Origin of the sequence: Streptomyces sp. NPDC056835, from assembly GCF_042789485.1 — a bacterium.
Classification (GTDB): domain Bacteria; phylum Actinomycetota; class Actinomycetes; order Streptomycetales; family Streptomycetaceae; genus Streptomyces.
Genome location: NZ_JBHUBB010000008.1, coordinates 66,664 through 91,654, shown reverse-complemented (window position 1 = coordinate 91,654; position 24,991 = coordinate 66,664). Strand labels below are relative to the sequence as shown.

25 protein-coding genes and 2 tRNA genes are annotated in these 24,991 nt (G+C 70.0%); 18 read left to right on the top strand and 9 right to left on the bottom strand.

All coding sequences use genetic code 11. The features are described 5' to 3' along the window. Nucleotides 1-120 precede the first annotated feature (120 nt). The 4 genes from ACFRMN_RS11350 (at nucleotide 121) to ACFRMN_RS11335 (ending at nucleotide 1,695) form a co-directional block, all read left to right on the top strand. Nucleotides 121-465, top strand: a complete 345-nt coding sequence (locus tag ACFRMN_RS11350) for a hypothetical protein (protein ID WP_383016790.1) — start codon at nucleotides 121-123, stop codon at nucleotides 463-465. A gap of 172 nt (nucleotides 466-637) precedes the next feature. After that, a complete protein-coding gene (locus ACFRMN_RS11345; protein WP_383016787.1) occupies nucleotides 638-1,006 on the top strand; it encodes a WhiB family transcriptional regulator in 369 nt (122 codons plus the stop codon). Continuing rightward, entirely contained in the window at nucleotides 1,003-1,326 is a 324-nt protein-coding gene (locus ACFRMN_RS11340) for a hypothetical protein (RefSeq protein WP_383016784.1), read from the top strand. The genes ACFRMN_RS11345 and ACFRMN_RS11340 overlap by 4 nt, the downstream gene beginning before the upstream one ends. A gap of 141 nt (nucleotides 1,327-1,467) precedes the next feature. After that, nucleotides 1,468-1,695 carry a hypothetical protein gene (locus tag ACFRMN_RS11335; RefSeq protein WP_383016781.1) on the top strand — a complete coding sequence of 76 codons (228 nt, stop codon included), beginning with the start codon at nucleotides 1,468-1,470 and terminating at the stop codon, nucleotides 1,693-1,695. Here the strand turns inward: ACFRMN_RS11335 and ACFRMN_RS11330 are convergent. Next, complete coding sequence (locus ACFRMN_RS11330; RefSeq protein WP_383016778.1) at nucleotides 1,642-3,063, bottom strand: ABC1 kinase family protein; 1,422 nt, start codon at nucleotides 3,061-3,063, stop codon at nucleotides 1,642-1,644. The genes ACFRMN_RS11335 and ACFRMN_RS11330 overlap by 54 nt on opposite strands. 42 nt (nucleotides 3,064-3,105) lie before the next feature. Further along, nucleotides 3,106-4,254: a ThiF family adenylyltransferase gene (locus ACFRMN_RS11325; protein ID WP_383016775.1), complete on the bottom strand. Its 1,149-nt coding sequence runs from the start codon at nucleotides 4,252-4,254 to the stop codon at nucleotides 3,106-3,108. A gap of 222 nt (nucleotides 4,255-4,476) precedes the next feature. On the opposite strand from ACFRMN_RS11325, the gene ACFRMN_RS11320 reads away from it, so the two are divergent. The 4 genes from ACFRMN_RS11320 to ACFRMN_RS11305 all read left to right on the top strand — a co-directional run bounded on the left by ACFRMN_RS11320 (nucleotide 4,477) and on the right by ACFRMN_RS11305 (nucleotide 8,342). Next, on the top strand, nucleotides 4,477-5,100 hold the full coding sequence (locus tag ACFRMN_RS11320) for a M48 family metallopeptidase (protein WP_383016772.1): 624 nt from the start codon (nucleotides 4,477-4,479) through the stop codon (nucleotides 5,098-5,100). Between the two features lie 135 nt (nucleotides 5,101-5,235). Next, a complete protein-coding gene (locus tag ACFRMN_RS11315) occupies nucleotides 5,236-6,873 on the top strand; it encodes a TerD family protein (protein ID WP_383016769.1) in 1,638 nt (545 codons plus the stop codon). A 13-nt stretch (nucleotides 6,874-6,886) separates the two neighbouring features. After that, on the top strand, nucleotides 6,887-7,567 hold the full coding sequence (locus ACFRMN_RS11310) for an AIM24 family protein (RefSeq protein ID WP_383016766.1): 681 nt from the start codon (nucleotides 6,887-6,889) through the stop codon (nucleotides 7,565-7,567). A gap of 16 nt (nucleotides 7,568-7,583) precedes the next feature. Further along, nucleotides 7,584-8,342: an AIM24 family protein gene (locus ACFRMN_RS11305; RefSeq protein WP_383016763.1), complete on the top strand. Its 759-nt coding sequence runs from the start codon at nucleotides 7,584-7,586 to the stop codon at nucleotides 8,340-8,342. Nucleotides 8,343-8,457: 115 nt separating this feature from the next. Here the strand turns inward: ACFRMN_RS11305 and ACFRMN_RS11300 are convergent, their stop codons facing one another. Then, nucleotides 8,458-8,985, bottom strand: coding sequence for an NUDIX hydrolase (locus ACFRMN_RS11300; protein WP_383016760.1), 528 nt, complete (start codon nucleotides 8,983-8,985; stop codon nucleotides 8,458-8,460). Continuing rightward, nucleotides 8,982-10,424 (bottom strand): zinc-dependent metalloprotease, encoded by a 1,443-nt coding sequence (locus ACFRMN_RS11295; RefSeq protein ID WP_383016757.1) that lies wholly within the window; start codon nucleotides 10,422-10,424, stop codon nucleotides 8,982-8,984. Before ACFRMN_RS11295 ends, ACFRMN_RS11300 begins: the two co-directional genes overlap by 4 nt. A 309-nt stretch (nucleotides 10,425-10,733) precedes the next feature. On the opposite strand from ACFRMN_RS11295, the gene ACFRMN_RS11290 reads away from it, so the two are divergent. From ACFRMN_RS11290 to ACFRMN_RS11275, 4 genes are all read left to right on the top strand, one after another. After that, nucleotides 10,734-11,846 carry an SDR family oxidoreductase gene (locus ACFRMN_RS11290; RefSeq protein WP_249953957.1) on the top strand — a complete coding sequence of 371 codons (1,113 nt, stop codon included), beginning with the start codon at nucleotides 10,734-10,736 and terminating at the stop codon, nucleotides 11,844-11,846. Between the two features lie 98 nt (nucleotides 11,847-11,944). Next, nucleotides 11,945-12,403 carry a molybdenum cofactor biosynthesis protein MoaE gene (locus tag ACFRMN_RS11285; RefSeq protein WP_383016754.1) on the top strand — a complete coding sequence of 153 codons (459 nt, stop codon included), beginning with the start codon at nucleotides 11,945-11,947 and terminating at the stop codon, nucleotides 12,401-12,403. Nucleotides 12,404-12,569: 166 nt separating this feature from the next. Further along, a complete protein-coding gene (locus ACFRMN_RS11280; protein ID WP_383016751.1) occupies nucleotides 12,570-12,755 on the top strand; it encodes a hypothetical protein in 186 nt (61 codons plus the stop codon). Between the two features lie 134 nt (nucleotides 12,756-12,889). Beyond that, nucleotides 12,890-13,978 (top strand): PDZ domain-containing protein, encoded by a 1,089-nt coding sequence (locus ACFRMN_RS11275; RefSeq protein WP_383016748.1) that lies wholly within the window; start codon nucleotides 12,890-12,892, stop codon nucleotides 13,976-13,978. A gap of 93 nt (nucleotides 13,979-14,071) precedes the next feature. On the opposite strand, the gene ACFRMN_RS11270 is transcribed toward ACFRMN_RS11275, so the two are convergent. Next, on the bottom strand, nucleotides 14,072-14,629 hold the full coding sequence (locus tag ACFRMN_RS11270) for a PPA1309 family protein (protein WP_383016744.1): 558 nt from the start codon (nucleotides 14,627-14,629) through the stop codon (nucleotides 14,072-14,074). A gap of 150 nt (nucleotides 14,630-14,779) precedes the next feature. Between ACFRMN_RS11270 and ACFRMN_RS11265 the strand changes: the two genes are divergently transcribed. From ACFRMN_RS11265 to ACFRMN_RS11250, 4 genes are all read left to right on the top strand, one after another. Then, the gene (locus tag ACFRMN_RS11265) at nucleotides 14,780-17,722 is read left to right on the top strand and encodes a UPF0182 family protein (protein WP_383017247.1); all 2,943 of its coding nucleotides are present in this window, start codon (nucleotides 14,780-14,782) and stop codon (nucleotides 17,720-17,722) included. Between the two features lie 42 nt (nucleotides 17,723-17,764). Continuing rightward, a tRNA-Met gene (locus tag ACFRMN_RS11260) sits at nucleotides 17,765-17,838 on the top strand. Between the two features lie 201 nt (nucleotides 17,839-18,039). Beyond that, complete coding sequence (locus ACFRMN_RS11255) at nucleotides 18,040-19,989, top strand: tetratricopeptide repeat protein (RefSeq protein WP_383016741.1); 1,950 nt, start codon at nucleotides 18,040-18,042, stop codon at nucleotides 19,987-19,989. A 108-nt stretch (nucleotides 19,990-20,097) separates the two neighbouring features. After that, nucleotides 20,098-20,171, top strand: a tRNA-Met gene (locus tag ACFRMN_RS11250). A gap of 126 nt (nucleotides 20,172-20,297) precedes the next feature. Here ACFRMN_RS11250 and ACFRMN_RS11245 read toward each other — a convergent pair. Further along, the gene (locus ACFRMN_RS11245) at nucleotides 20,298-20,714 is read right to left on the bottom strand and encodes a Fur family transcriptional regulator (RefSeq protein WP_383016738.1); all 417 of its coding nucleotides are present in this window, start codon (nucleotides 20,712-20,714) and stop codon (nucleotides 20,298-20,300) included. A 144-nt stretch (nucleotides 20,715-20,858) separates the two neighbouring features. On the opposite strand from ACFRMN_RS11245, the gene ACFRMN_RS11240 reads away from it, so the two are divergent. Then, entirely contained in the window at nucleotides 20,859-22,310 is a 1,452-nt protein-coding gene (locus ACFRMN_RS11240) for a catalase (RefSeq protein ID WP_383016735.1), read from the top strand. Between the two features lie 92 nt (nucleotides 22,311-22,402). Here ACFRMN_RS11240 and ACFRMN_RS11235 read toward each other — a convergent pair whose 3' ends face one another. Continuing rightward, entirely contained in the window at nucleotides 22,403-22,807 is a 405-nt protein-coding gene (locus ACFRMN_RS11235) for a cyclic nucleotide-binding/CBS domain-containing protein (RefSeq protein ID WP_249953950.1), read from the bottom strand. Between the two features lie 187 nt (nucleotides 22,808-22,994). After that, a complete protein-coding gene (gene hisN, locus ACFRMN_RS11230; RefSeq protein ID WP_383017244.1) occupies nucleotides 22,995-23,795 on the bottom strand; it encodes a histidinol-phosphatase in 801 nt (266 codons plus the stop codon). Nucleotides 23,796-23,927: 132 nt separating this feature from the next. Here hisN and ACFRMN_RS11225 point away from each other — a divergent pair, with 132 nt between their 5' ends. Beyond that, complete coding sequence (locus ACFRMN_RS11225) at nucleotides 23,928-24,665, top strand: TetR/AcrR family transcriptional regulator (protein WP_383016732.1); 738 nt, start codon at nucleotides 23,928-23,930, stop codon at nucleotides 24,663-24,665. On the opposite strand, the gene ACFRMN_RS11220 is transcribed toward ACFRMN_RS11225, so the two are convergent. Then, nucleotides 24,631-24,954 carry a DMT family transporter gene (locus ACFRMN_RS11220; RefSeq protein WP_383016729.1) on the bottom strand — a complete coding sequence of 108 codons (324 nt, stop codon included), beginning with the start codon at nucleotides 24,952-24,954 and terminating at the stop codon, nucleotides 24,631-24,633. The two genes, ACFRMN_RS11225 and ACFRMN_RS11220, sit on opposite strands and share 35 nt — an antisense overlap. Between the last annotated feature and the right edge of the window lie 37 nt (nucleotides 24,955-24,991).

Below are 24,991 nucleotides of genomic sequence, written 5' to 3'. Positions count from 1 at the left end.
TAGGTTCTTAACCACGGAAACAACGGCTTCTCCGAAGCCCTGTTACCGTGCTCTACTTGTCCACATACGTGTGACGGGCCTTCGGGCCGGTCCTTGAGACGCCGAGAGGAGGCGATTCCAGTGATCAGCATCAACGCAAGCTTCATCGACACCGCCAAAATGACCGATCTCTCGGTCGTCTCCGTCTGCCCGCTCGGCTTCTCCCGTTCCGAACTCATCGCCAGTGGTCTGTCCGGCGCCTCCGCCGGTCGTCCCGCAGGTCTGTCGGCCCTTCCTGTCCGGAAGCGCGTCGTCGAGATCCTGGACCGCAATGAGCGACCGACCAAGGCACTGGAAGCAGGAGTAGCGGCGGCAGAGGCCAAGGCCTATGCCTTTGCGGCGACCGGTGCCGAAGCAAAGAAGCAGACGCAGCACCACACGATGTGGGCCTTCCGTGGGCTCGAACCCTGGAGTGATCCAGCCTGATTCAGCATCAGGCCGGCGCCTTCAGGGCCGCGGAACCCCACCCGGGATCCGCGGCCCTTCTGTTTGTCCCGAACGGGATAGACGGAGCGAAGGGGCCTCGGGACACGCAACACCCGGTACCAGCCGACACCCGGCCAACAGGCCGGACCGACCAGACGAGGAACGACACCCCGTGCAACTCGAAGCGCACGCCCCGTCCGTACCGCCTTCCGAAGCGATCTCCCCGCCCGTCCCCACGGAGGACTCCACCTTGACCCCGCTTACCGCGCTCACCGCGCTCGACGACGCCATCGAGAACCTCGGCGTTCCCGTTCCCTGCCGTGCCTACGACCCGGAGGTCTTCTTCGCCGAGTCCCCGGCCGATGTCGAGTACGCCAAGGCGCTCTGCCGCACCTGCCCGCTGATCGAGGCCTGCCTCGCCGGCGCCAAGGAGCGGCGTGAGCCGTGGGGTGTCTGGGGTGGGGAGCTCTTCGTCCAGGGCGTCGTGGTTGCCCGCAAGCGGCCTCGTGGCCGTCCGCGCAAGAACCCGGTCTCGGCATGAACGTCTCCGGAACCATCGACCGCCCCCTCACGCACGATCCCCAGAAGCAGGCTCCGATGACCTCTTCCCCGAGCGAGCCGTCAGGCTCCGCCACCCCAGTTGTCACCACCTTGGGCGCGAATGACTCGCGTCAGAACAGGACCCGCGAGATGCAACTCATTCCAGAAGCCCTGGCACGCGCGCATATGAACGAGCGCATGCGGGAAGCCGACGCGGAACGCCGGGCCGTGCGCCTGGTCGCCGCTCGGCGGATGCAGCGCCGCGCCGAGCGCGTATCGATGCGCGCCCGCCGCGCGCTCGCCATGGCCGTCATGCAGTAGGCAACAGCAACAAACAGCAACAGCAACACCTCAGTCAGTCAGCGCCAGTCGCTGTCACTGCGCGGGGGCCGGTCCCGACGGACCGGCCCCCGCGGTGCGTTGTCTTTCCCGCCCGGAGCCTGGTGGGGCTATCGTCGCCACGTGCTCAGTTCTCGCGGGGACGATCCCCGCACACCGGAACAGCCAGATCGCCCCGGACCGCCGGGCGCCGAGCATGTGGTGTGCGCCCGGTGCGGTGCCAAGGACGAGGGCCCGCCCGTCACCTGGAGCTGCTCCGTCGAGCACGGCAGCCGCCAGTACTTCTGCGGCGACTGCTCACGCGTCCACATCAGAGCGATCGAGGGCAGGCTCGACTCCGACCGGTGGTGACAGCGCCTCTTCCTCGTCGCCCGGCTCGGGCAGAAACCCGGGCAGCCATGCCTCCAGCTCTTCCCGGAGCCGTACCGTCGCGCTCAGCTGACAGAGCACACCGATGGTGCTCAGCGTCACACGGTGGATCAGCAGATACGACGGCGGCAGATTCAGCTGCTTGCCCAACTGGTTGGCGGGGGAGCGCGGGTCGGCGATCCGCGCCGCCTGGGCGCGCATCCAGCCGCGGGTGAAGGTGAACTCCTCCACCACCGCGGGCTCGATGATCGGCAGCAGATACTCAAGCACCGCGTCCGGGTCGAGATCGATGGAGTCCTTGACGAACCCCTCGTCCCGCAGCAGCCCGTACACCGCCTGGGCGTCGTCTTCCAGCGCCAGTCTCAGCGCCTCACCGATCGTGTCGGGCAGCCCGCCGGGCAGCCGGTCCACCGTGCCGAAATCGAGTACCCCGAGCCGCAGTTCACCGCTCGGGCTGTCCTCGTCGGCGTCCGCCGCGGGCAGCAGCCGGAAGTTCCCCGGATGCGGATCCGCGTGCAGCAGACCCGTGCGCGCCGGGCCCGAGAAGAGGAACCGCGCCAGCAACTGCCCCGCCCGGTCGCGCTCCTCCGGCGTGCCGTCGGAGATCACCTCCGCCAGCGGTGTCCCGTCGATCCACTCCGTGACCAGCACCTGATCGCCCTGGTGCACCACCTCGGGCACCACCACGTCCGGATCGTCCGCGAACTCCGCCGCGTGCTCCCGCTGCGCCTCGGCCTCCAGGCCGTAGTCCAGCTCCTCGGACACCCGGTCGCGCAGCTCGTTGATCAGTGGCTTGATGTCCATCCCCGGGATGAGTGGCCCTAGCAGCCTGGCGAATCTGCTCAATTGAGTCAAATCCGACAAAAGTGCCTCACCTGCCCCGGGGTACTGCACCTTGACCGCGACCTCGCGTCCGTCGTGCCACACCGCCCGGTGCACCTGGCCGATCGAGGCCGCGGCCGACGGCTTGTCCTCGAACTCCAGGAACAGCTCCCGCCACTCCTCGCCCAGCCGCTCCGCAAGCACCGCGTGCACCGTACGGGTCGGCATCGGCGGTGCCGCTTCCTGGAGCTTGGTGAGCGCCGCTCGGTAAGGCCCCGCGATCTCCTCGGGCAGCGCGGACTCGAAGACCGACAGCGCCTGCCCGAACTTCATCGCTCCGCCCTTCAGCTCCCCGAGCACTTTGAAGAGCTGGTCGGCCGTGCGCTGCTGCAACTCCCGCGCGACGATCTCCGCGGACTTCCCGCCGATCCGCTTGCCGAGCCCCCACGTGGCCCGGCCTGCGAAGCCCAGCGGCAGCGTGGCCAGCTTCGCGGTACGGGTGACCGCCTTCCGGGGAAGATCAGACATTGAGCCCCTCCTAATCCCAGACAGCCATGCCGCGTACGGCGATTACCCCGCCATTGTGTCGTGCGACGCCCCCGCCCCGGCCATGCGCTCCCCCTCTCTTTGGCCCGCCGCCCCGCAGGGGCACTCCGGATGCGCCGCGATCCGCTCCGACCGCCAGTCGAGCAGCGGCAGCGACGCCTCCCACCGCGCCCCCGTGCTTGCCGGCAGCTCCCCGTCCAGGAACGACAGGGCATGGGCCGCCGCCAGCCCCGCCACCGCCGTGGCCAGCCCCAGATCACAGGGGGGTACGGCGCCGGCGCCGCGTCCCGAGCGCCACTGCGCGAGCATCCTCGGCCACCCCGGATCGCGGTCCGCGCGCTCCCCGGCGATACAGCCCGCGCAGGCCGTGCCGCCCGGCAGCACCAGCGGTCCGACCACACCCGTGGCCTCGATGACTCCCGTATAGAGATGGGGAGTTCCGGTGGAGATCCAGGGCTCGGCCGGCGCCGGATCGGGGGCGTAGGCCGCGAGCCCGTCCCGCGGAGCGACGATCACCAGCGAGAGGCCCGGCTCGCCCTCGCCGGCCGACTCCGCGAACTCCGCGGCCCGCGGCGCGCGTCCCGGCGCGGACTTCCGTACCAACTGCCGGGCCGCCGTGTCCCGGCGCTCGCCCACGGACCGCGCGGGCAGCCCGCCGGGTGACACATCCCACACCTGGGCGCACCCGCTGTCCAGCACATCGACCCGTCCGACCCCGGAGGCCGAGAGCACCGCCGCGACGGCCGCCCCCACTCGCCCGGCACCCCGGACCTGGACCCGTGTCGTGCGACGCGCCGCCAGCCGTCGCGCCCCCGCCCCCGGTTCCGGATGGATGACGGAGAGCGACGCCAGATCGGGCCGCATCCGGTCGAGTACCGCCGTCCGCTTTCGCAGCGCGTCGGCCGCGCGGCCGCCCGCGTCGTGATCGTCGATCAGCCCCGCCCTGGTCAGCCGCTTCACCAGCGAATCGGCCAGGCCGTCAGGCAGCCCCATCGCGCGGGCCTCCTCCCGCAGCAGCGGCAGCCCGCGGGTCCCGTCCAGCAACTCCAGAAAGCTGCCCGTGGCCGTATCGACCGGACCCACCAGCACCGCGTGCGCGGGGGTGATCCCGAACTGCACGGTCTGCCGCTCCCGCCACGCGCGACGCAGTGCGGGCTTCACCCTCGGATGCATATCGGCCTCCCCGTTCTTCTTCTCTCGTGGTCTCTGATCACTCCGAAATTTCCCGGGCCCCCGGATTCGTGTTCTCAGAATGCAAGACGGCGGTCAACGGTGCGGAAAGTTATCCACAACCGTCGGCGTTAGTCGTTCAAATCCCGCCGCGCGGAAAGTGGATCAAGGGAGAACCCTCGCGGAGGCGGGACTTCCTCCACACACAGCGGGTAACGTCGTGGCGTGCCCGCCGATCCTTCCCCTCGCCTCGCGGGGGAGCCCCCATCGCACAGCGCCGGAAGTGACGAGCGGCGCGTGCCGGGCCGCCCGCCCGGCGGCCCGGGGACCAGCGCTGTCGAGGTCCGCAGGAGCACCCGCCGCAGCAGAACGGTCTCGGCCTACCGGGAGGGCGACCGGACCATCGTCCTCATCCCCGCCCGGATGTCGGAGGCGGAGGAGCGGCGCTGGGTGACGGTGATGCTCGACAAGCTCGCCGCGCAGGAGAGCAGGCGCGTCCTCGGCGACAGTGAGCTGACGGAGCGGGCCGAACGGCTGTCGGACCAGTACTTCGGCGGCAGGGCCAGGCCCGCGTCGGTCAGATGGGTCACCAACCAGAACACCCGCTGGGGCTCCTGCACCCCCGCCGAGGGCAGCATCCGGCTGTCGCACCGACTCCAGGGCATGCCGGAGTACGTCGTCGACTACGTACTCGTCCACGAGCTGGCCCATCTGCTGGTGCCGGGACACGGCCCGCGTTTCTGGCGGCTGCTGGAGGCCTATCCCCGCACCGAGCGGGCCCGCGGCTATCTCGAAGGCGTGGTCGCGGCCGAGCGGCTGCCCTATCTGCCCGTCGCACGCGGGGAATGACGGCCGCCGGCCGTCGAGACATCTGTCCCATTCGGCGATCCTGTACCGAGTGTGTACCGGCTTGGCCGATTGTCAGCTTCAGCCGTTAGCCTGACGCGACGCAATCACCTTCCGGATGGGGGACGGTCGTTACGTATGGCCAGGGAATTCCAGCGCGGCCACAAGGCCAAGATCAGTGACCTCACGGCGGGGACGGATCTGTACGTAGGCGTGCAGATCGCCGGCCCCGGGCTGAGCTTCGACATCAGCTGTTTCGGCCTCGACGCCAACGAACAGCTCTCGGACGACCGTTACTTCATCTTCTTCAATCAGCCGAAGTCCCCGGAGGAATCCCTTCAGTTGCTGGGCGCGCAGGCCGGCGACACCGAGTCGTTCCGGGTGACCCTGGACCGTATTCCGGCGAACATCCACAAGCTCTCGTTCACCGCCACCCTTGACGGCGCCGGACAGATGTCTCAGGTCGGCCCCGGATACATCCGTATCGTCGCCGGCGGCGAGGAAGTCGTCCGATACGCCTTCACCGGCGCGGAGTTCACCACCGAGCGCGCCGTGATGCTCGGTGACTTCTATCTCAAGGACGTATGGCGGTTCGCCGCCGTCGGCCAGGGCTTCGACGGCGGTCTCGACGCGCTGCTGAAGAACTTCGGCGGCGAGGTCGCCGAGGAGGAACCGGCCGCGCCGGAGCCGGGGGCCGGTGGCGCGCCGCCCGCTTTCGCGCCGCCCGCTTTCGCGCCGCCGGCGCAGAGCACCCCGCCGCCCGCCTTCGGCGCTCCGGCCGGACCGCCGGCGCCCGCACCCGTACCGGGGCCCGTCCCGGCGCCGGGGCCCGTCCCCGCACCGGCGCCCGTGCACAGCGCGCCGACCATCGTGGCGCCGATGGCCCCGCCGGGCGGCATGGTCCCTCCGCCGGCGCCCGCACCGTCCCCGTACGGTCAGCCCGCGCCCGCGCCCGCGCCCGCCCCCTACGGCCAGGCCGCCGCCGCCCCGTTCGGACAGCCGGCCCCGGCGCCCGCACCGTCCCCGTACGGTCAGCCCGCGCCCTACGGTCAGCAGCCGCCGGGACCGCCCCAGGGCGTCCCCCAAGGTGTCCCGCAGGGCGTGCCTCCCGGTGGCGCCGGTCTCCAGGCGGCCCTCCAGCCGTACCGGGAACTGCCCACCGGCCAGCGCTGGACCCCGCAGAACGGCCAGCTGATGCGCGTCGACCTCGGCGAGGGCGGCAGTCCGGTCCTCGCCCGCCAGGGCAGCATGGTGATGTACCAGGGCAAGGTCGACTTCGGCTACAAGGGCGCCGGTTTCGCCGGCCGTCTCGTCGGCAACGCCACCGGCCAGGAGATGCAGCTGATGCGCTGCACCGGCAAGGGACAGGTCTTCCTCGCCGAAGAGGGCGCGCATCTGCACCCTGTCGAACTCCAGGGCGACGGGATCTGCGTCTCCGCCGAGAACGTCCTCGCCTTCGACGAGAGCCTTCAGTACGAGGTCCGTCGGATCGAGGGCCACGGCATCCCCGGCGGCGCGCTGTTCACCATGCTGTTCCAGGGCACGGGCACCGTGGTCGTGAAGACCCATGGCACCCCGGTGGTCCTGCCCGTCACACCCACCACCTTCGCCGATTCCAATGCCGTCGTCGCCTGGTCGGCCGCGTCCCAGGTGATCATCTCCAGCCAGGTCAGACTGCGCCGCAACGCGTATCCCGGCCACAGCGGGGAGACCGTGAACCTCCAGTTCCGGGGAGCCCCCGGCAACTTCATCGTCGTCCAGCCGTACGAGGTCTGAGGGAGCCCGGACAATGAACCAGCAGCTCGCGGGCTATGCCCCCACCCCCGTCGCGGCCCGGATGGAGAACCACGGCCGCGCCATGCTCAAGGTCGCGATGGCCTCGGGCCAGGACCTGTTCGCACGCACCGGCTCGATGATCGCCTACGAGGGCTTCATCCAGTACGAGCCGAACCCGCCCGCCATCCGCCAGATCGCCTCCCAGTGGGTGACCGGCGAGGGCACTCCCCTGATGAAGTGCTCGGGTGACGGTCTGCTCTATCTCGCCGACTACGGCGCGGATGTCGTCGTCATCAATCTCGACAACGACGCGCTCTCGGTCAACGGCACCAACCTGCTGGCCTTCGACGCACACCTCCAGTGGGGCGTCGAGCGCGTGAAGGGGCTGGCCAAGTTCGCCGGCCAGGGGCTGTGGAACGTACAGATCTCCGGGACCGGCTGGGTCGCCCTGACCTCGCGCGGCACCCCGATCGTCGTCGACTGCGGCCGGGGCGAGGACGAGACCTATGTGGACCCGGACGCCCTCGTCGCCTGGTCACCGGCCCTGAAGGTGAAGGGCAAGCGCAGCTTCAAGGCATCGGCGCTGATCGGGCGCGGCAGCGGGGAGGCCTACCAGATGGCCTTCTCCGGCTCGGGAATCGTGGTCGTACAGCCCAGCGAGGACAGCACCGACCGCCTGCGCGTCCAGGGCTGAGGGGGGAGAACACACCATGCAGAGTCCGCTTTTCGCCTACACCGAGCAGCAGTCCCAGGACCGCTACGCGGTACAGAACCCGCAGCTGCTGCGGGTCGCGCTCACCGGCCAGGACGATGTCCTCGCCCGCAAGGGCGCGATGGTCGCCTACCAGGGGCTGATCGACTTCGACGGGGAGTACCAGTCGCAGAGCCGGCGCCAGTCCCGCGCGCAGACCGGTGAGGGGCTGGAGCTGATGCGCTGCTCCGGTCAGGGCACGGTCTATCTGGCCAATCTCGCCCAGTACATCCATGTGGTGGACGTCGACCACGAGGGGATGACGGTGGACAGCGCCTATGTGCTGGCGCTCGACTCCACGCTGCACACCGAAGTGATCGCGGTGGACAGCCAGTACGGGATCTCCGGCTCCGGCAAGTACCAGCTGAACATCTCCGGCCGGGGGAAGGTCGCGCTGATGACCTCGGGCCGGCCGCTGATGATGTCGGTCACGCCGGAGAAGTACGTCAACGCGGACGCCGACGCGGTCGTCGCGTGGTCCTCCGGCCTGCGGGTGCAGATGCAGGCGCAGACGCACTCCTCGGGGGTACTGCGGCGACGCGGCAACACCGGCGAGGGCTGGGAGCTGAGCTTCCTCGGCCAGGGTTACGCGCTGGTCCAGCCCAGCGAGGTCATGCCGCCGCAGCAGGCGGTGACCGGGCAGGGCCTCGGGGCTCAGTACGGGGTCGGTCAGCAGGGCGCCCAGGGCCAGAACCAGAACAACGTCTGGAGCCGTTGACGGGTTCACGCGTAACGGGTTCACGCGTTCACGCGGGAGACGGCTGGGGGCGGCCCCGTGCGAGCCGCCCCCTTCCGCCGGTCCGGGTCCGGGTCCCGGACCCGCTCTTCCGCTCTCAGCCGTGCAGCGCGGCCCGGCCGCGCTCCACCAGCCGTACGACCGAGCCGTCGCCCACCGTCGCGGCCTCGTCGTAGGAGAACCAGCGCAGATCCAGTGACTCCTCGCTGATCGCCTCGACCGAACCGGACGGCGCCAGCGCCACGTACTGGACATCGAGATGCCAGTGGCACGGCGCCGGGATCGCGTGCCGGTCCAGCTGTACGGGACCGCCCGCCAGCAGCGTCAGCCCCTCGATCCCGGACTCCTCCGTGGCCTCCCGCAGCGCCGCCCGTTCCAGCGAGGCATCACCGGGCTCGCAGTGCCCGCCCATCTGGAGCCACATACCGAGCTTCTTGTGCAGGGTCAGCAGGACCCGGCCGCGCTCCGGATCGATCACCAGCGCGCTGGCCGTCAGATGCCCGGCCCCGCAGGACTTCCACATCGCGTCGGGATGAGCGGCCAGATGGTCCAGATAGAGCCCGCGCAGCTCCCGCTGGTCCTCGTAGCCCTTCAGTGCGAGGACCGCGTTGTCGTGCAGGCTCACTTGTCGCTCTCGCCCTTGTCGTCGTCCGGTCCGGCCTTGTCGTCGTCCTTGCGCAGGTCGGGCTTGCCGTCCGCCGCCTCGCCGAGCATCTTGTCCAGCTCGGAGAAGTCCAGCTGCTCGTGGTGGACGAACCCGTCCGGGTCGTCCAGGTCGGAGGCCGTCGGCAGCATGTCGGGGTGCTCCCACAGCCGGTCGCGGCCGTCGACGCCCCGCGCGTCCGTGAGCGAGGCCCACAGCCGCGCGGCGTCCCGCAGCCGGCGCGGGCGCAGCTGGAGACCGATGAGGGTGGCGAAGGTCTGCTCCGCAGGACCACCGGAGGCGCGCCGCCTGCGCAGCGTCTCGCGCAGCGCGTCGGCGCCCGTGAGCCTGGACTTCGCTGCCTCGTGCACCACCGCGTCCACCCAGCCCTCGACCAGCGCGAGCGCCGTTTCGAGACGGGCCAGCGCGGCCTTCTGCTCGGGTGTGTCCTCGGGCTGGAACATGCCCTGCTGGAGCGCTTCCTGAAGCTCCTCGGGATGGGTCGGGTCGAACTGGCCGACCACGTCCTCCAGCTTGGTCGTGTCCACCTTGATCCCGCGGGCATAGCCCTCGACCGCGCCGAACATATGCGACCGCAGCCAGGGCACATGGGCGAAGAGCCGCTGGTGGGCGGCCTCGCGCAGCGCCAGATACAGCCGGATCTCGTCCTTGGGCACCCCGAGGTCCTTGCTGAACGCCTCGATGTTCAGCGGCAGCAGCGCGGCCTTGTTCGCCGGGCCGAGCGGGAGGCCGATGTCCGTCGAACCGACCACCTCGCCCGCCAGCACACCCACGGCCTGTCCGATCTGCTGGCCGAACATGGCGCCGCCCATGGAGCGCATCATGCCGATCAGCGGACCCGCCACGGACTGCATCTCCTCGGGCAGCACCTCGCCCATGGCCGTACCGACCCGCTCCGCCACCGGATCGACGAGCTGCTGCCACGCGGGCAGCGTCGCCTCGACCCACTCGGCGCGGCTCCACGCCACCGCCGTGTTCGACCCCGAGGGCAGGGACGTCACGCCGTCCAGCCAGATGTCGGCGAGCCGTACGGCCTCCTCGACCGCGGCGCGCTCGGAGGGCCCGACGCTCGCGTCCTTCGTGCCGTCCGGCGTGCCCTGGGCGACCGTCTGGCGGGCGATCTGCTTGGCCATGTCCCAGTTCACGGGACCGCCCTCATAGCTCAGCATCTGGCCGAGCTGCTGGAAGGCCGCGCCCAGGTCGTTGGGGTTGAGCGAGCCGAACATCGCGGCGAACGGATTGTCCCCGCCGCCCGCGCCGCCCGGCAGCCCGAACCCCGCGAAGGGGTTCACAGGACCGCCACCGGCACCCTGACCACCTCCGGCGGGGTCCTTCTTCTTGCCGTCGCCGTCCTCCGGCTCCTCCGGCGGAAGGCCGAATCCGAATGGGGTGTCACTCACGGGGTTCCTCGGCTCGTAGGGCCACCGGCTTGCTGCCGGCGGCGGCTGCCCGACTACACCACCCAGCCTAAGCGGCACCGGGCGGGTGAGGGTGGCTTCGCGGGCCGCGGGCCGCGCCCGGCCGCACTACCCGGGAACCTGCCTTCGACCTGCTGCGTCTCCCACCTCCGACGGCCGCATACCATTCCGACACCCGGGAGGCTTCCGGGCTCGCTGCTCCGCCTGACCATGGCCTGCGGCAGGATGGACATCACCTGGTACGTACGCGTCATTCGCGTACGTATTGAAGACAACCGCTGGAGACGCCCGGTGAGTTCCCCAGATCCGCAGGTTCGCGCAGCGCGAAACCGCTCAACCACGCCCCCGTCCCGCGGCCCCGTCGTCGCGGTCACCGGCGCCGCCTCCGGGGTGGGTGACCTGCTCACCCGTCGCCTGGCGGCGTCCGAGGAGATCAAGCAGGTCATCGCCATCGACGAGCGCAGGGGCGAGGTCTCCGAGGCGCAGTGGCACGTCCTCGACGTCCGCGACCCGGCCATCGCGGAGAAGTTGCGCGGGGCGGATGTGGTGGTACATCTCGCGCTCGATCTCGACCTGGAGACCGACGCGACCGCCCGGACCGCGTACAACGTGCGCGGTACGCAGACCGTGCTCACGGCGGCCGCCGCCGCGGGGGTGCACCGGGTCGTGCTCTGCACCTCCGCCATGGTCTATGGCGCGCTGCCCGACAACGACATCCCGCTCTCCGAGGACGCGGAGCTGCGCGCGACCGCCGAGGCGACCGGCGTCGGCGATCTGCTGGAGATCGAGCGTCTCGGCCGCCGCGCGCCCCGCGCGCACCCCGGCCTCAATGTGACGGTCGTACGCCCCACCGTCCTGGTCGGCGGAACGGACACGGCCCTCACCCGCTACTTCGAGTCGCCGCGGCTGCTCGTCGTCGCGGGATCCCGCCCCACCTGGCAGTTCTGCCATGTCGACGATCTGGTCGGCGCACTGGAGTACGCGGCGCTTGAGAAGGTCGACGGGGAGTTCGCGGTCGGCTGTGACGGCTGGCTGGAGCAGGAGGAGGTCGAGGAGCTGAGCGGCATCCGCCGGATGGAACTGCCCTCGGCGGTCGCCCTGGGGGCCGCGGCCCGGCTGCACCGGATCGGCCTCACCCCCTCGCCCGCCGGCGACCTCGCGTACACCATGCACCCCTGGGTGGTCAGCGTCAGCAGGCTGCACGACGCGGGCTGGCGGCCACGCTGGACCAACGAGGAAGTCCTCGCCGCGCTCCTGGAGGAGGTCGAGGGCCGCCACACGGTCGCCGGCCGCCGGCTCGGCCGCAAGGACGCCACCGCGGCGGGCGCGGCGGGCGCGACGGTGGCACTGCTCGGTACGGCCGCGCTGGTACGACGGGCCCGCAAGGCACGGCGCAGGCTCTGACGCTCCAGGGCGGTACGCGCGGGAGCTCCAGGGGGTACGCGCGGCGCCGGGCGCAGGCGCTGTTCCGCGGTGTCAGTGCCGTACGGCACGATGGGGCCATGGCGAGCACGCATTCCCACCCCGGCGAGCGGGCGGCGCAGGATCCGATCCGGCTGCTGGCGATACGCGACACCCCGCTGACCGTCGACGAGGTCTTCCGCGCGGTCGGCGACGACGGGGCCGGCGGTACGGCGCTCTTCGTCGGCACGGTGCGCGACCACGACGGCGGCGCCGATGTCGACACCCTCGGCTACTCCAGCCATCCCACGGCCGAGGCCGAGCTGCGACGTGTCGCGGAGAAGATCGTCGCCGAGTATCCCGTGCGCGCGCTGGCCGCTGTCCACCGTGTGGGTGATCTGGGGGTCGGAGATCTGGCGGTCGTCGTGGCGGTCTCCTGCCCGCATCGGGGGGAGGCGTTCGAAGCCTGCCGGAAGCTGATCGACAACCTCAAAAACGAGGTCCCGATCTGGAAGCACCAGAAATTCTCGGACGGCACGGAGGAGTGGGTCGGCGCCTGAGGCATGTCCGCACGCGCGCTTCGCACGGCCGGCGTCGTCTGAAACCCGGTCAGTGCACCTACGGTCCGATTTGCGTAACCGTCCCCAGGCCAGCAGCGTTGTCTCAGCAGATGGTTATCTGCTGATCGGTCAGCAACAGACGCTCACTTGAGGTCGGGAGGTCGTAATGGCCGCACTTGTCTGGCTCTTGATACCGCTCTTCGCCGCCATAGGCGCGGGCATATGGGGAAGTTGGGTCTCCAGGGACCGCACGATCGGGGACATAGCCGAGCTCAACGGCTACGCCCGGTTCCGTGACGCGATGGAGAAAGCGCCCTCCGGCACGGCTTCCGCCGGATCCGACGCTGTCTGACGTCGTCGCGGTCCGTACGCCGTCGCTGTACGGCCCCGCCGCCCACGGCCCCGTACGGACCAGCCCCAGGGGTGCCGCCTCGTACGGACCGGCCCCGGGGGTGCACAGACAGACCCTTCCCGTACTGTCGTTCCATGCCACGCCGCACCGCGACGATGCTCGCCTCCACCCTCGTCCTCATCGCGCTGCTCTGCGCAGGCGTGCTGATCAAAGTGCCGTATTCGGAGATGAGCCCCGGGCCGACGGTGAACACACTCGGCGACGCGGGCGGTGAGCCGGTACTCCAGATCTCCGGCCGCAAGACGTATCCGACCTCGGGTCATCTCAATATGACGACGGTCAGGGTCACCGGCGCGGACTACAACATGAACATCGTCGAAGCGGTCTACGGCTGGCTGGCCCACGACAACGTGGTAGTGCCGCACGACACCCTGTATCCGGACGGCAAGACGGAAGAGCAGTCCACGCAGGAGAACGCCGAAGAGTTCAGCCAGTCCCAGGAGAGCGCCAAGGTCGCGGCCCTGCGGCAGCTGAACATCCCGGTGTCGTCGCGGATCATCGTGTCGTCCGTGATCAAGGGCAGCCCCTCCGAGGGCAGGCTGCACGCCGGCGATGTGATCAAGGCCGTGGACGGTACGGCGGTCAAGGAACCGCAGGACGTCGCGAAGCTCGTCACCAAGCACCAGCCCGGCGAGGACGTCTCCTTCACCATTGTCCCCGCCGACGAGGCGAAGGCGGCGGAGAAGGCGGGCAAGGAGCCCGAGGGCGGCGAGAAGGTCACGGTCACCACCGCGAAGGCCCCCGAGGGCGACCGGGCGATCGTGGGCATCCAGGCCGGGACCGACCATACGTTCCCGTTCACCATGGACATCAAGCTGGCCGATGTGGGCGGTCCGAGCGCGGGGCTGATGTTCTCCCTCGGTCTCGTCGACAAGCTCACCCCCGGCTCTTTGACGGGCGGCAAATTCGTCGCGGGTACGGGCACGATCGACGACAAGGGAGCGGTCGGCCCCATCGGCGGTATCGAGATGAAGCTCGTCGGCGCGCGCGCCGCGGGCGCCGAGTACTTCCTCACACCGGACCAGAACTGCGCCACGGCCGTCTCCGACATCCCCAGCGGCCTCACGCTGGTCAGGGTGAAGACCATCGCGGACGCCACGAAGTCCCTGGACAAGATCCGCGCCGGGGACACGGCCGGCCTGCCGAGCTGTTCGGCGAGCTGACCGGCCGCGTCCCGCGGGCGAGCGGTTACGAGCAAGCGGTTACGGGCTAGCGGTTACGGGCTGGCGGCTACGGGCCGGCGACGACGAGTACGCCTACCCCTCGAACGTGGCGGAAAGCGCCTCGGCGAGCCCCGGGACCAGACCTGAGCCGGTAAGGACCTCGCTGGGAGAGTCCTTCTCGCGCAGCCGCAGCGCCGACTCCCGGGCGCCGTCACGCAGCACGGCCACGGTCATCCGTACCTCCTGACGCTCCGGGTGGGCGGAGACCCACGAGGCGAGTGCGGCCTCGTCGAGACCTTCCGGTACGGACGCCTCCGCGGACGGCGGCAGCATCAGCCGCTCGACCGTCATCGCACAGCCCGCCACCGCCCCGGGCCACGCGATGGTGGCGAGGAACTCGTCCAGCGGGGTGCCGGACGGGATCTCGTCCTGTTCGACAGGGGTGAGGGGCGCGACCGACCCGGCGTCGTCGAGACCCAGCTGGGCCGCGAGCTCCGGTTCGTCGGTGCGCAGCCGCGCGGTGTCGACGAGCGCGAAGAGCCTGGCCGGCTGGTCCCAGCCGAGCCCGGACGCGTACTCGTCGATTTCGAGCACCGCGCGGGTCAGCGGGCTCGCGGCCATGGGTGTGCCTGAGGGAGAGACATTGGACATGGCCAATATCCTGCCTCCTTCGGACCCGGGTGCGGGAACTAGGTAAAGCCTCAGTAAGTTGCATGAGTGGGCTCTACGATCGCGGGGCCCGCTTTTCACACGCTGAATCACACGACCGCGAACTTAGAGGTGCGCACGTTGGCTTTCCAGATGCCGGACCGCGGCGGAGGCCCAGCCGGGCCACGGATGAGAGTGGGCCGGCCCTCTCGGCGGGTCCGGACCCTGCTCATGACCTTGGGCGTGCTGGCCGTACTGGCCATGCTCTTCGTCATGTTCGCGGGGTTCTGGACCGACTGGCTCTGGTACCGCTCGGTGAAGTACTCCTCGGTCTTCACCACCACGCTCTGGACCAAGATCGGGCTGTTCGCGGTCTTCGGGCTGCTGATGGCCGGGGCCGTCGGCTTCAACATCTGGCTGGCGCACCGGCTGCGGCCGCCGCTCAGCGCGATGTCGATGGAGCAGCAGAACCTCGACCGGTACCGGATGGGGATCGCTCCGTACAAGAAGTGGGTGCTCCTCGCGATCACCGCGCTGGTCGGGCTGATCTCCGGGGCCTCCGCCGCGGGACAGTGGCGTACGTGGCTGATGTGGGTGAACGGGGTGGCCTTCGGCCAGAAGGATCCCCAGTTCAAGATGGACGTGTCGTTCTACGCGTTCGATCTTCCCTGGTACCGCTTCATGCTGGCCTTCGGCTTCGCCGCGACCGTGCTGTCGCTGATCGCCGCCGCGCTGACCCACTACCTGTACGGCGGGCTGCGGATCACCAGCCCCGGCGCGCGGGCCACCGCCGCGGCCACCGGTCATCTGTCGGTGCTGCTCGGTGTCTTCGTCTCGCTGAAGGCCGTGGCGTACTGGCTCGACCGGTACGGGCTGGCCGTGAAGTCCAGCGACTTCAAGGCGGCGGGCAACTGGACGGGGCTGCGGTACGTCGACGCCAACGCCTATCTTCCGGCGAAGACGATCCTCTTCTGCATCGCCGTCATCTGCGCCCTGCTGTTCTTCGCGACGCTCTGGCGCCGTACGTGGCAGCTGCCGGTGATCGGCTTCGGTCTGATGGTGCTGTCGGCGATCCTCATCGGCGGCCTCTACCCGGCGATCGTGCAGAAGTTCCAGGTCCAGCCGAACGAGCAGGCCAAGGAATCGCCGTACATCAAGAAGAACATCGACGCCACGCGTCAGGCGTACGGCATCGACGACGCCGATGTGCAGAACTACAGCGGCAAGGGCGACCCGGACAAGAAGGCCGAGCAGCGCAAGGCGGCGGACACCGCCGCCAGTTACCGGCTGGTCGACCCCAATGTGGTCTCGCCCGCGTTCCAGCAGCTCCAGCAGGAGCGTAAGTACTACCAGTTCCCCGCCACGCTGGACGTCGACCGGTACACCGGCCCCGACGGAAAGCCGCAGGACACCGTCGTCGGTCTGCGCGAGCTGAACATCACCGGTATCCCCAAGCGCAACTGGATCAACGATCACTTCACGTACACCCATGGGTACGGCGTGATCGCGGCCAAGGGCACCAACACGGTGACGGACGAGAACAACGGCACGATCGGCGCCCCGGACTTCACCGAGTCCGGCCTGCCGACGACCGGTCAGCTCCCGACGTACGAACAGCGCGTCTACTACGGCGAGAAGACCGAGCAGTACTCGATCGTGGGCGGCCCCCAGAAGGAGCTGGACTACGAGAAGAACGGCGAGCGGACGACGAGCTACAAGGGCAAGAGCGGAGTCGATCTCTCCAACCCGCTGAACCGCGCGGCGTACGCCGTGGCCTTCAGCGAGCCCCAGATGCTCTACTCCGGCGCCATCGGCGACGGCTCGCGGATTCTCTACAACCGCACGCCCAAGGAGCGCGTCGAGGCCGTCGCGCCCTGGCTGACGATCGACGGCGACGCCTATCCCGCCGTGGTCGGCGGCCGGATCCAGTGGATCGTCGACGCGTACACCACGACGAACGGCTATCCGTACGCGTCCCGTACGACGCTCGGCGACACCACGGCCGACTCGCTGACCGACAGCCAGCGCGCGGTCGTCGCGCAGCAGAACCAGGTCAACTACATCCGGAACTCGGTGAAGGCCACCGTCGACGCGTACGACGGCACGGTCAAGCTGTACGAGTGGGACACCAAGGACCCGGTGCTCAAGACCTGGATGAAGGCGTTCCCGGACACGGTCCAGCCGAAGTCCGCGATCAAGCCCGACCTGCTGTCCCATCTGCGCTACCCGCAGGACATGTTCAAGGTGCAGCGCGAGCTGCTCACCCGCTACCACGTCACGGAGCCCGAGCAGTTCTACAGCGGCAGTGACGCGTGGCAGGTGCCGGACGATCCGACCAACAAGGACAGCAACTCCGTCCCGCCGTACTACCTCAGCCTGAGGATGCCCGGCCAGGACGAGCAGAAGTTCTCGCTGACCACCACCTTCACGCCCAACGGACGCCCCAACCTGGGTGCGTTCATGGCGGTGGACGCCGATGCGACCAGTTCGGACTTCGGCAAGATCAGAGTGCTGAGAGTGACGTCCACCGTGCAGGGCCCGCAACAGGTGCAGAGCGAGCTGAACGGTGTGCCGGAAGTCGCCGAGTTCGTCAGAAACCTGAGAGGCACCGACTCGGACATCGAGTACGGCAACCTCCTGACGGTGCCGCTGGACGGAGGCTTCCTGTACATCGAGCCGGTGTACGCGCGCGGTGGCAGCGCGAACTATCCGCTGCTGAAGAAGGTGGCGGTCTCGTACGGCGGCAAGCCCGTCTTCAAGGACAGCCTTCCCGAGGCGCTCAACGCGGTGTTCGGGGCGGAGAGTTCACCACCGCCCACGACCCAGCCGCCACCGGGCGAGACCACCAGGCCGCCGGCCACCGGTGACAAGGCGCTGCAACAGGCCATCGCGGACGCCCAGAAGGCGTACGAGGACGGTGAGGCGGCGCTGGCGAAGCAGGACTGGACGGCGTACGGCAAGGCCCAGAAGGACCTTCAGGACGCGCTCCAGCGGGCCGCCGACGCGGAAGGCGGATCCGGCTCGACCAGCGGAAACGGCGGCGACGGCGGCGACAGCGGGACCGGCGACAGCGGAACCGGCAACAACAGCGGCTGAGTAAGCGGCACTCCACCCCGTGGTACGGTTGGGACACAACGACGCGGGGTGGAGCAGCTCGGTAGCTCGCTGGGCTCATAACCCAGAGGTCGCAGGTTCAAATCCTGTCCCCGCTACGCGAAGTCGAGGGCCCGGATCCATACAAGGATCCGGGCCCTCGCCATGCGCGCCGCGCCACGTGTGCCAACTGTGTCTCAGGTCCCGTGAGTTGACGGCGAGCGTGTTTGACTTGTCTCTCTGTGGGCATGTCGACAAAACGCTGAAGTGACCACCGGCCGCCGTATACCGGCTGTACGCGGGTGGTCAGTGGTGCGACGATGGAAAATATGGGGGATAGGACAACTCTGTTGGAGACAGGGCGGTATGTGCAGCGACACGTAGAGGATGACGCCCGGGCCGAGAGCGGCGCGGCGGGTTCCGCCGAAACCGCTGCCGACGCCGAGACCGAGCAGCGCCACCGGCGCGCCGCCGACGCGGGCGACACCGCGTCGATGAGCGTCCTTGGCGCCATGCTGCTGCGCCGTGGCGATCTCGATGCCGCCGAGCCCTATCTGCGTGCCGCGACCGCCGCCGGCGAACGCGCCGCCGCCAACAACCTGGGCGTCCTGCTCCACCAGCGCGGCTATCTCGACGAGGCGGCCGGCTGGTGGCGGGTCGCCGCCGTCGCCGGATCCGCCGCCGCCGCCCACGCGCTGGGGCGGCACTACCGCGAGCTGGGCGACGAGCCCGCCGCCGAGTACTGGCTGCGCCAGTCCGCAGAGCAGGGCCACGCCCTGGGCGCGTACGCCCTCGCCGATCTGCTGGAACACCGCAGTGACGTCGGTGCCGAGCGCTGGCTGCGCGCCGCCGCCGAGCAGGGGCACCGCGAGGCGGCGTACCGGCTCGCCCGCGCCCTGGAGGCACGGGCGCGCGAGACGGCGCGTCCGGGCGCCGACGCGGTCTACCGCAGCGGTACGGGCCCCCCGACCTCGGGCGGCCGTCGGCGCCCGGTCACCGACGCGGGCCCGCGCGAGGGCAGCGAAGAGGGCGGCGGATCGGGAGCATCCGGCGGGCCGTCGCTGATCGGCGAGGCCGCGCAGTGGTACCGGCAGGCCGCGGCCCGCGGCCACCGCCGGGCCGCGCTGCACCTCGGCGCGATCCTGGAGAAGCGGGGCGACCTCAAGGAGGCCGGCCGCTGGTATCTGACCTCCGCCAAGGACGGCGAGGCGCGGGCCGCCTGCGCCCTCGGCTTCCTGCTGCGCGACGCCGGCGACGAGGAGAGCGCCGCCGTCTGGTGGCTGCGCGCCGCGCAGGAGGGCGACGGGAACGCGGCCAACGCCCTCGGCGCGCTGCACGCCGCGCGCGGCGAGCAGCAGACCGCCGAGCGCTGGTACCGCGCCGCCATGGACGCGGGCGATGTCAATGGGGCGTACAACCTGGGGCTGCTCTGCGCCGCCCAGGACCGTACCGTCCAGGCCGAGCAGTGGTACCGCCGTGCCGCCTACGCGGGACACCGCGAGGCCGCCAACGCCCTCGCCGTCCTGCTGCTCCAGGCGGACGACCCGACCGGCGCCGAGCCCTGGTTCTCCAAGGCCGCCGAGGCGGGCAGCGTGGACGCCGCTTTCAACCTCGGCATCCTCTACGCGGGACGCGACGACGACGGCACGGCCCTGCGCTGGTACGAGCGCGCGGCGGCGGCCGGTCATACGGAAGCGGCCCTCCAGGTCGGTATCGCCTGCCTCAGGGACGGCGACGAGCGGTCGGCCGAGCGCCATCTGCGCTGCGCCGCCGGTGGTGGCAGCGCCGAGGCGGCCTTCCGGCTGGCCACGGTCCTCGACTCGCGCCTGCCGCCGCCGGGGCCGCCCGCGCTCGGTGAGCCGCACGGCGTGAAGACCGAGTGCGAGCAGTGGTACGAGCGTGCCGCCGAGCAGGGGCACCGGCGCGCCCAGGTACGGGTCGGCATGCTCGCCGCCGGACGCGGCGACATCGCGGACGCGGCGCGCTGGTACCGGGAGGCGGCGGAGGCGGGCAGCCGCAACGGGGCCTTCAACCTCGGGCTGCTGCTCGCCCGTGAGGGCGGCGAGCGGGAGGCCGCGCTGTGGTGGACGAGGGCCGCGCAGGCCGGGCACGGCCGGGCCGCGCTGCGCCTGGCGCTGCTCGCCGCGCGCCGGGGCGAACTGACCGAGGGCCAGCGGTGGTGCGCGCGCGCCGTCGAGCTGGGCCCCGCCGAGGTCACGGAGCGCGCGGCCCGGCTGCGCGAGGCGCTTCACCAGGAGCTCACGGCGTAAGTCAGGACCTCACCGCGTAGGTCAGGACCTCATCGCGTAAGTCCGCGCGGGGCGCGCGGAAAGGGATTTGCTCTGGTCGGTGGCGTGACGTAATGTTGCGTTCATCGACGCGGGGTGGAGCAGCTCGGTAGCTCGCTGGGCTCATAACCCAGAGGTCGCAGGTTCAAATCCTGTCCCCGCTACTGAAACCGGAGGCCCGGATCTCGAAAGAGGTCCGGGCCTCCGGCGTATGCGTCACGACTACGACGAAGGGCCCCGGCGGCGGTCGGCCGCCGGGGCCCTTCGTGAAGCGATGACGTAGGACGCGGTTACGCGGACGCGCAGTTCGGGCAGGTTCCTCGGTACGTCACTTCGACATTCGAGATCGTGAACCCGAAGCGCTCCCCGTCCGGCAGATCGGCCAGCGGATCGCCCGACGGATGGACATCGCGTATGGCACCGCACTGGGCACACACCAGGTGGTGGTGCGGCCGGTGCGCGTTCGGGTCGTACCGCTTGGCCCTGCGGTCCGTGGACACCTCGATCACTTCACCGAGCGTCACCATCTCGCCCAAGGTGTTGTAGACGGTGGCCCGGGAGATCTCCGGAAGTCTGGCGACGGCGCGCGCGTGCACCTCGTCGGCGGTCAGATGCACATGATCCCCGTCGAGGACCTCGGCCACAACGCGCCGCTGCGCCGTCATGCGCCAGCCGCGTTCGCGAAGTCGTTCCAACAGGTCGCTCATGGCACCAGCCTAACAGTGAAGGGGCCCAGGTCCCGAACGTGTGTGACTTTGGATAGCCGCTTGACTTGGACAAAGTCCATCGTAGGATCGGAATCGGCACACGCCAAGGGACAGGATCGAGCAGTAATGACGCAGGAGGCGCACGTGACGCAGGGACCGCTCACCACGGAGGCCGGAGCTCCGGTCGCCGACAACCAGAACAGCGAGACCGCGGGCGTCGGTGGTCCCGTTCTGGTCCAGGACCAGGCACTGCTGGAGAAGCTCGCGCACTTCAACCGTGAGCGCATCCCGGAGCGCATCGTGCACGCGCGCGGCGCCGGCGCGTACGGCACGTTCACGCTGACCCGCGACGTCTCGGAGTGGACGCGGGCGAAGTTCCTTTCCGAGGTCGGCAAGCAGACGGAGACGTTCCTGCGCTTCTCCACCGTCGCGGGCAACCTGGGTTCGGCGGACGCGGTGCGCGACCCGCGCGGCTTCGCGCTCAAGTTCTACACCGAAGAGGGCAATTACGACCTCGTCGGCAACAACACCCCGGTGTTCTTCATCAAGGACGCCATCAAGTTCCCCGACTTCATCCACACCCAGAAGCGCGACCCGTACACCGGCTCCCAGGAGGCGGACAACGTCTGGGACTTCTGGGGTCTGTCGCCCGAGTCCACCCACCAGGTGACCTGGCTGTTCGGTGACCGCGGTATCCCGGCCACGCTGCGTCACATGAACGGGTACGGCTCGCACACGTACCAGTGGAACAACGAGGCCGGCGAGGTCTTCTGGGTCAAGTACCACTTCAAGACCGACCAGGGCATCAAGAACCTCACCTCGGAAGAGGCCGCGGTGCTCGCGGGCCAGGACCCGGACAGCCACCAGCGCGATCTGCGCGAGGCCATCGAGCGCGGTGACTTCCCGTCCTGGACGGTGCAGATCCAGGTCATGCCGGCGGCCGAGGCGGCCGCGTACCGCTTCAACCCGTTCGACCTGACCAAGGTCTGGCCGCACGAGGACTACCCGCCGATCGAGATCGGCAAGCTGGAGCTCAACCGCAACCCGGAGAACATCTTCGCGGAGGTCGAGCAGTCCATCTTCTCGCCGGCGCACTTCGTGCCGGGCATCGGTCCCTCCCCGGACAAGATGCTCCAGGGCCGGCTGTTCGCGTACGGCGACGCCCACCGCTACCGCGTCGGCATCAACGCCGACCACCTGCCGGTGAACCGTCCGCACGCCACCGAGGCGCGTACGAACAGCCGGGACGGCTTCCTGTACGACGGCCGTCACAAGGGCGCCAAGAACTACGAGCCGAACAGCTTCGGCGGCCCCTTCCAGACGGACAAGCCGCTGTGGCAGTCCGTCCCGGTCACCGGCGGCACCGGCAACCACGAGGCCCCGAGCCACGCCGAGGACACCGACTTCGTGCAGGCGGGCAATCTGTACCGGCTGATGTCCGAGGACGAGAAGGTCCGGCTGATCGACAACCTCGCCGGGTTCATCTCCCAGGTCTCGCGCGACGACATCGCCGAGCGCGCGGTGAACAACTTCCGTCAGGCGGACGGTGACTTCGGCAAGCGGCTGGAGGCGGCGGTCCAGGCCCTTCGCGGCTGACAGCCCTCGCGCCGAGACGTCAGGGGCCGGGTCCTTCGGGATCCGGCCCCTGACGCCGTCCCGGGAGTCCTGGGCCCTGGAGGACCAGGGGATCAGGCCCCGGCCAGTACCGCCGCCTCCCGCCGGGCCGGGGCCCAGCAGCGGATGATGTCGCGTACGGAGACGATGCCGACCGGTTCGTGCTCATCGAGCACGATCAGATGGCGGAACCCGCCGCTGGACATGGCCGCGGCGGCTTCCTCCAGCGTCCAGGCGGGCGAGGCGAAGACGACGGACGTCGTGGTGTGGGTGCAGGCGGTCTCGGAATCGGGACTCTCGCCCGCACCGAGCGAGTTCAGGATGTCGCGCTCGGTGAGGATGCCGATGCCGCAGTGGTCGGGATCGAGGACGACGGCGGCGCCGACGCGGCGTGCCGACATCAGCCGGGCCGCCTGGCGGAGCGTATGCGTGGGTCCGATGGTCAGGACCACCGAACTCATCGCGTCACGGACGAGCATGGATGGAGTCACCTCCTCGGTGAACCGGTTTCCGGGGTCCCTTGGGGGTCGAGTGGGGACCGAGCGGATCAGGGAGACCCTGGAGAAACGATTCACAAGTTCACAAGTGGGGGGACTCTTAGAGTGACACTGTTGCGCGGAGCGAACAAGGGGGCGCCTGGCGCAGAGCGCGGGGCGCGCGAAAAAATCAATAGCGCTGGTTGAGGTACCCGAGAAGTTCCTCGTGGAGGATTCCGTTCGAGGCCGCCGCGTTACCGCTGTGCGGGCCCGGGCGGCCGTCGAGGCCGGTGAAGCTGCCGCCCGCCTCCTGGACGACGATCGCCGTCGCCGCCATGTCCCAGAGGGACAGCTCCGGCTCCGCGCAGATGTCCACCGAGCCCTCGGCGACCATCATGTAGGGCCAGAAATCGCCATAGCCGCGGGTGCGCCAGCACGCCCGGGTCAGATCCAGGAAGCCGTCCAGCCGGCCCTGTTCCTCCCAGCCGGTCAGCGAGGAGTACGCGAACGACGCGTCCTGGACGCGGGAGACGTCCGAGACCCGCAGCCGTGTCGCCGAGGAGAGGCTTCGGCCCGTATAGGCGCCGCCGCCCTTCGCCGCCCACCAGCGCCGGCCCAGCGCGGGCGCGGACACCACGCCGACGACCGGTTCGTAACCGCCTTCGGCGGCCACCATCAGGGAGATCAGCGTGGCCCAGACGGGCACCCCGCGGACATAGTTCTTGGTGCCGTCGATGGGGTCGATGACCCAGCGGCGCGGGCCCGTGCCCTCGACGCCGTACTCCTCGCCCAGGATCGCGTCACGCGGCCTCGCCCGCTGGAGATTGCCACGGATCAGCTCCTCGGCAGCCCTGTCGGCCTCACTCACCGGAGTCATGTCCGGTTTGGTCTCGACCTTGAGGTCCAGAGCCTTGAACCGGTCCATCGTCGCGGCGTCGGCGGCGTCCGCGAGGACATGGGCGAGACGCAGGTCATCGTGGTAATCGGGCATGGTCATCACAGTATCCATCGTGCGGGATGCCCGGCCACGGTGTCCGGTCGGCGAGAAGGCACCGACAAGTCTTGACAGTGAGCGAGGGCCCGTCAACTCTGTGCACAGAGCCGCACGGCCCCGGAGGCGACGATGCCTACTGCGCGTGAAGCCCTGCTCGGATCCGCTCTCGCGGCGCTCGCCGAGCTGCCCTGGTCCGCGATCAGAATGGTCGATGTGGCGTCGGGCGCCGGGGTGTCCCGGCAGACCCTCTACAACGAGTTCGGCAGCAAGGACGGTCTCGCCCGTGCGCTGACGCGGCGTGAGGCCGATCGCTATCTGCACGGTGTGGAGCGGCTGTTGGGCGAGCGGGCGGACGCCGCGGACCGGTTGGTGGCCCTCGCCGAGTGGACGGTCGGCGAGGCACGGGCCAGACCGCTGCTGCGGGCGCTGCTCACCGGCTGCTGGGGGGAGTGGCTTCCGGCGCCGCCGCCGCCCGCGCGGGCGGCCACCGCCACGTCCGCTGTTCCGGCGCAGCGCCGCGCGGACGCCGGGCCGCCGGCGACCGCGGATCTGGTGGCGCTGGTACGGGACAGATCGGCGGCGGCGCTGCGCCAGGACCTGCGCGATCACGTCCCAGGCGACGACACCGCTCCACGCGATGGCACCGGTCCGGACGATCCCGGTCCGGACGATCCCGGTCCGCGCGATCATGACCGCGACGCCTTGCTCTACCGCTGTGAGCTGGCCGTCCGGCTCGCGCTCGCGCATGTCGTCGCGCCCGGCGCGGAGCCCGTGGGACCGCTGGTGCGTGCGGCCGTCACCGCACCGCTCCGCGTACCACTCCGCGCTCCGCTCAGTGCGCCGAGCCCGAGAGCTGGAGCCCGATGACCCCGATGACCACCAGCGAGATCGAGACAAGCTTCAGTACGGACACCACATCGCCGAGGAAGATCATCCCGTAGATCGCGGTGCCCGCCGCGCCGATGCCCGTCCACACCGCGTACGCGGGCCCGACGTCGAGCTTCTTCAGCGAGAGCGTCAGCAGACCGAAGCTGCCGAGCGCGAAGACCGCGAACGCGACCGTCGGCCAGAGCCTGGTGAATCCGTGGGAGAGCTTCAGACAGACGGCGAAGCCCGTCTCCAGAATCCCGGCGACCACAACCAGCAGCCACGCCATTGTGTAAGAGCCTCCCCGCGTCGGTGACTGCTCGGTA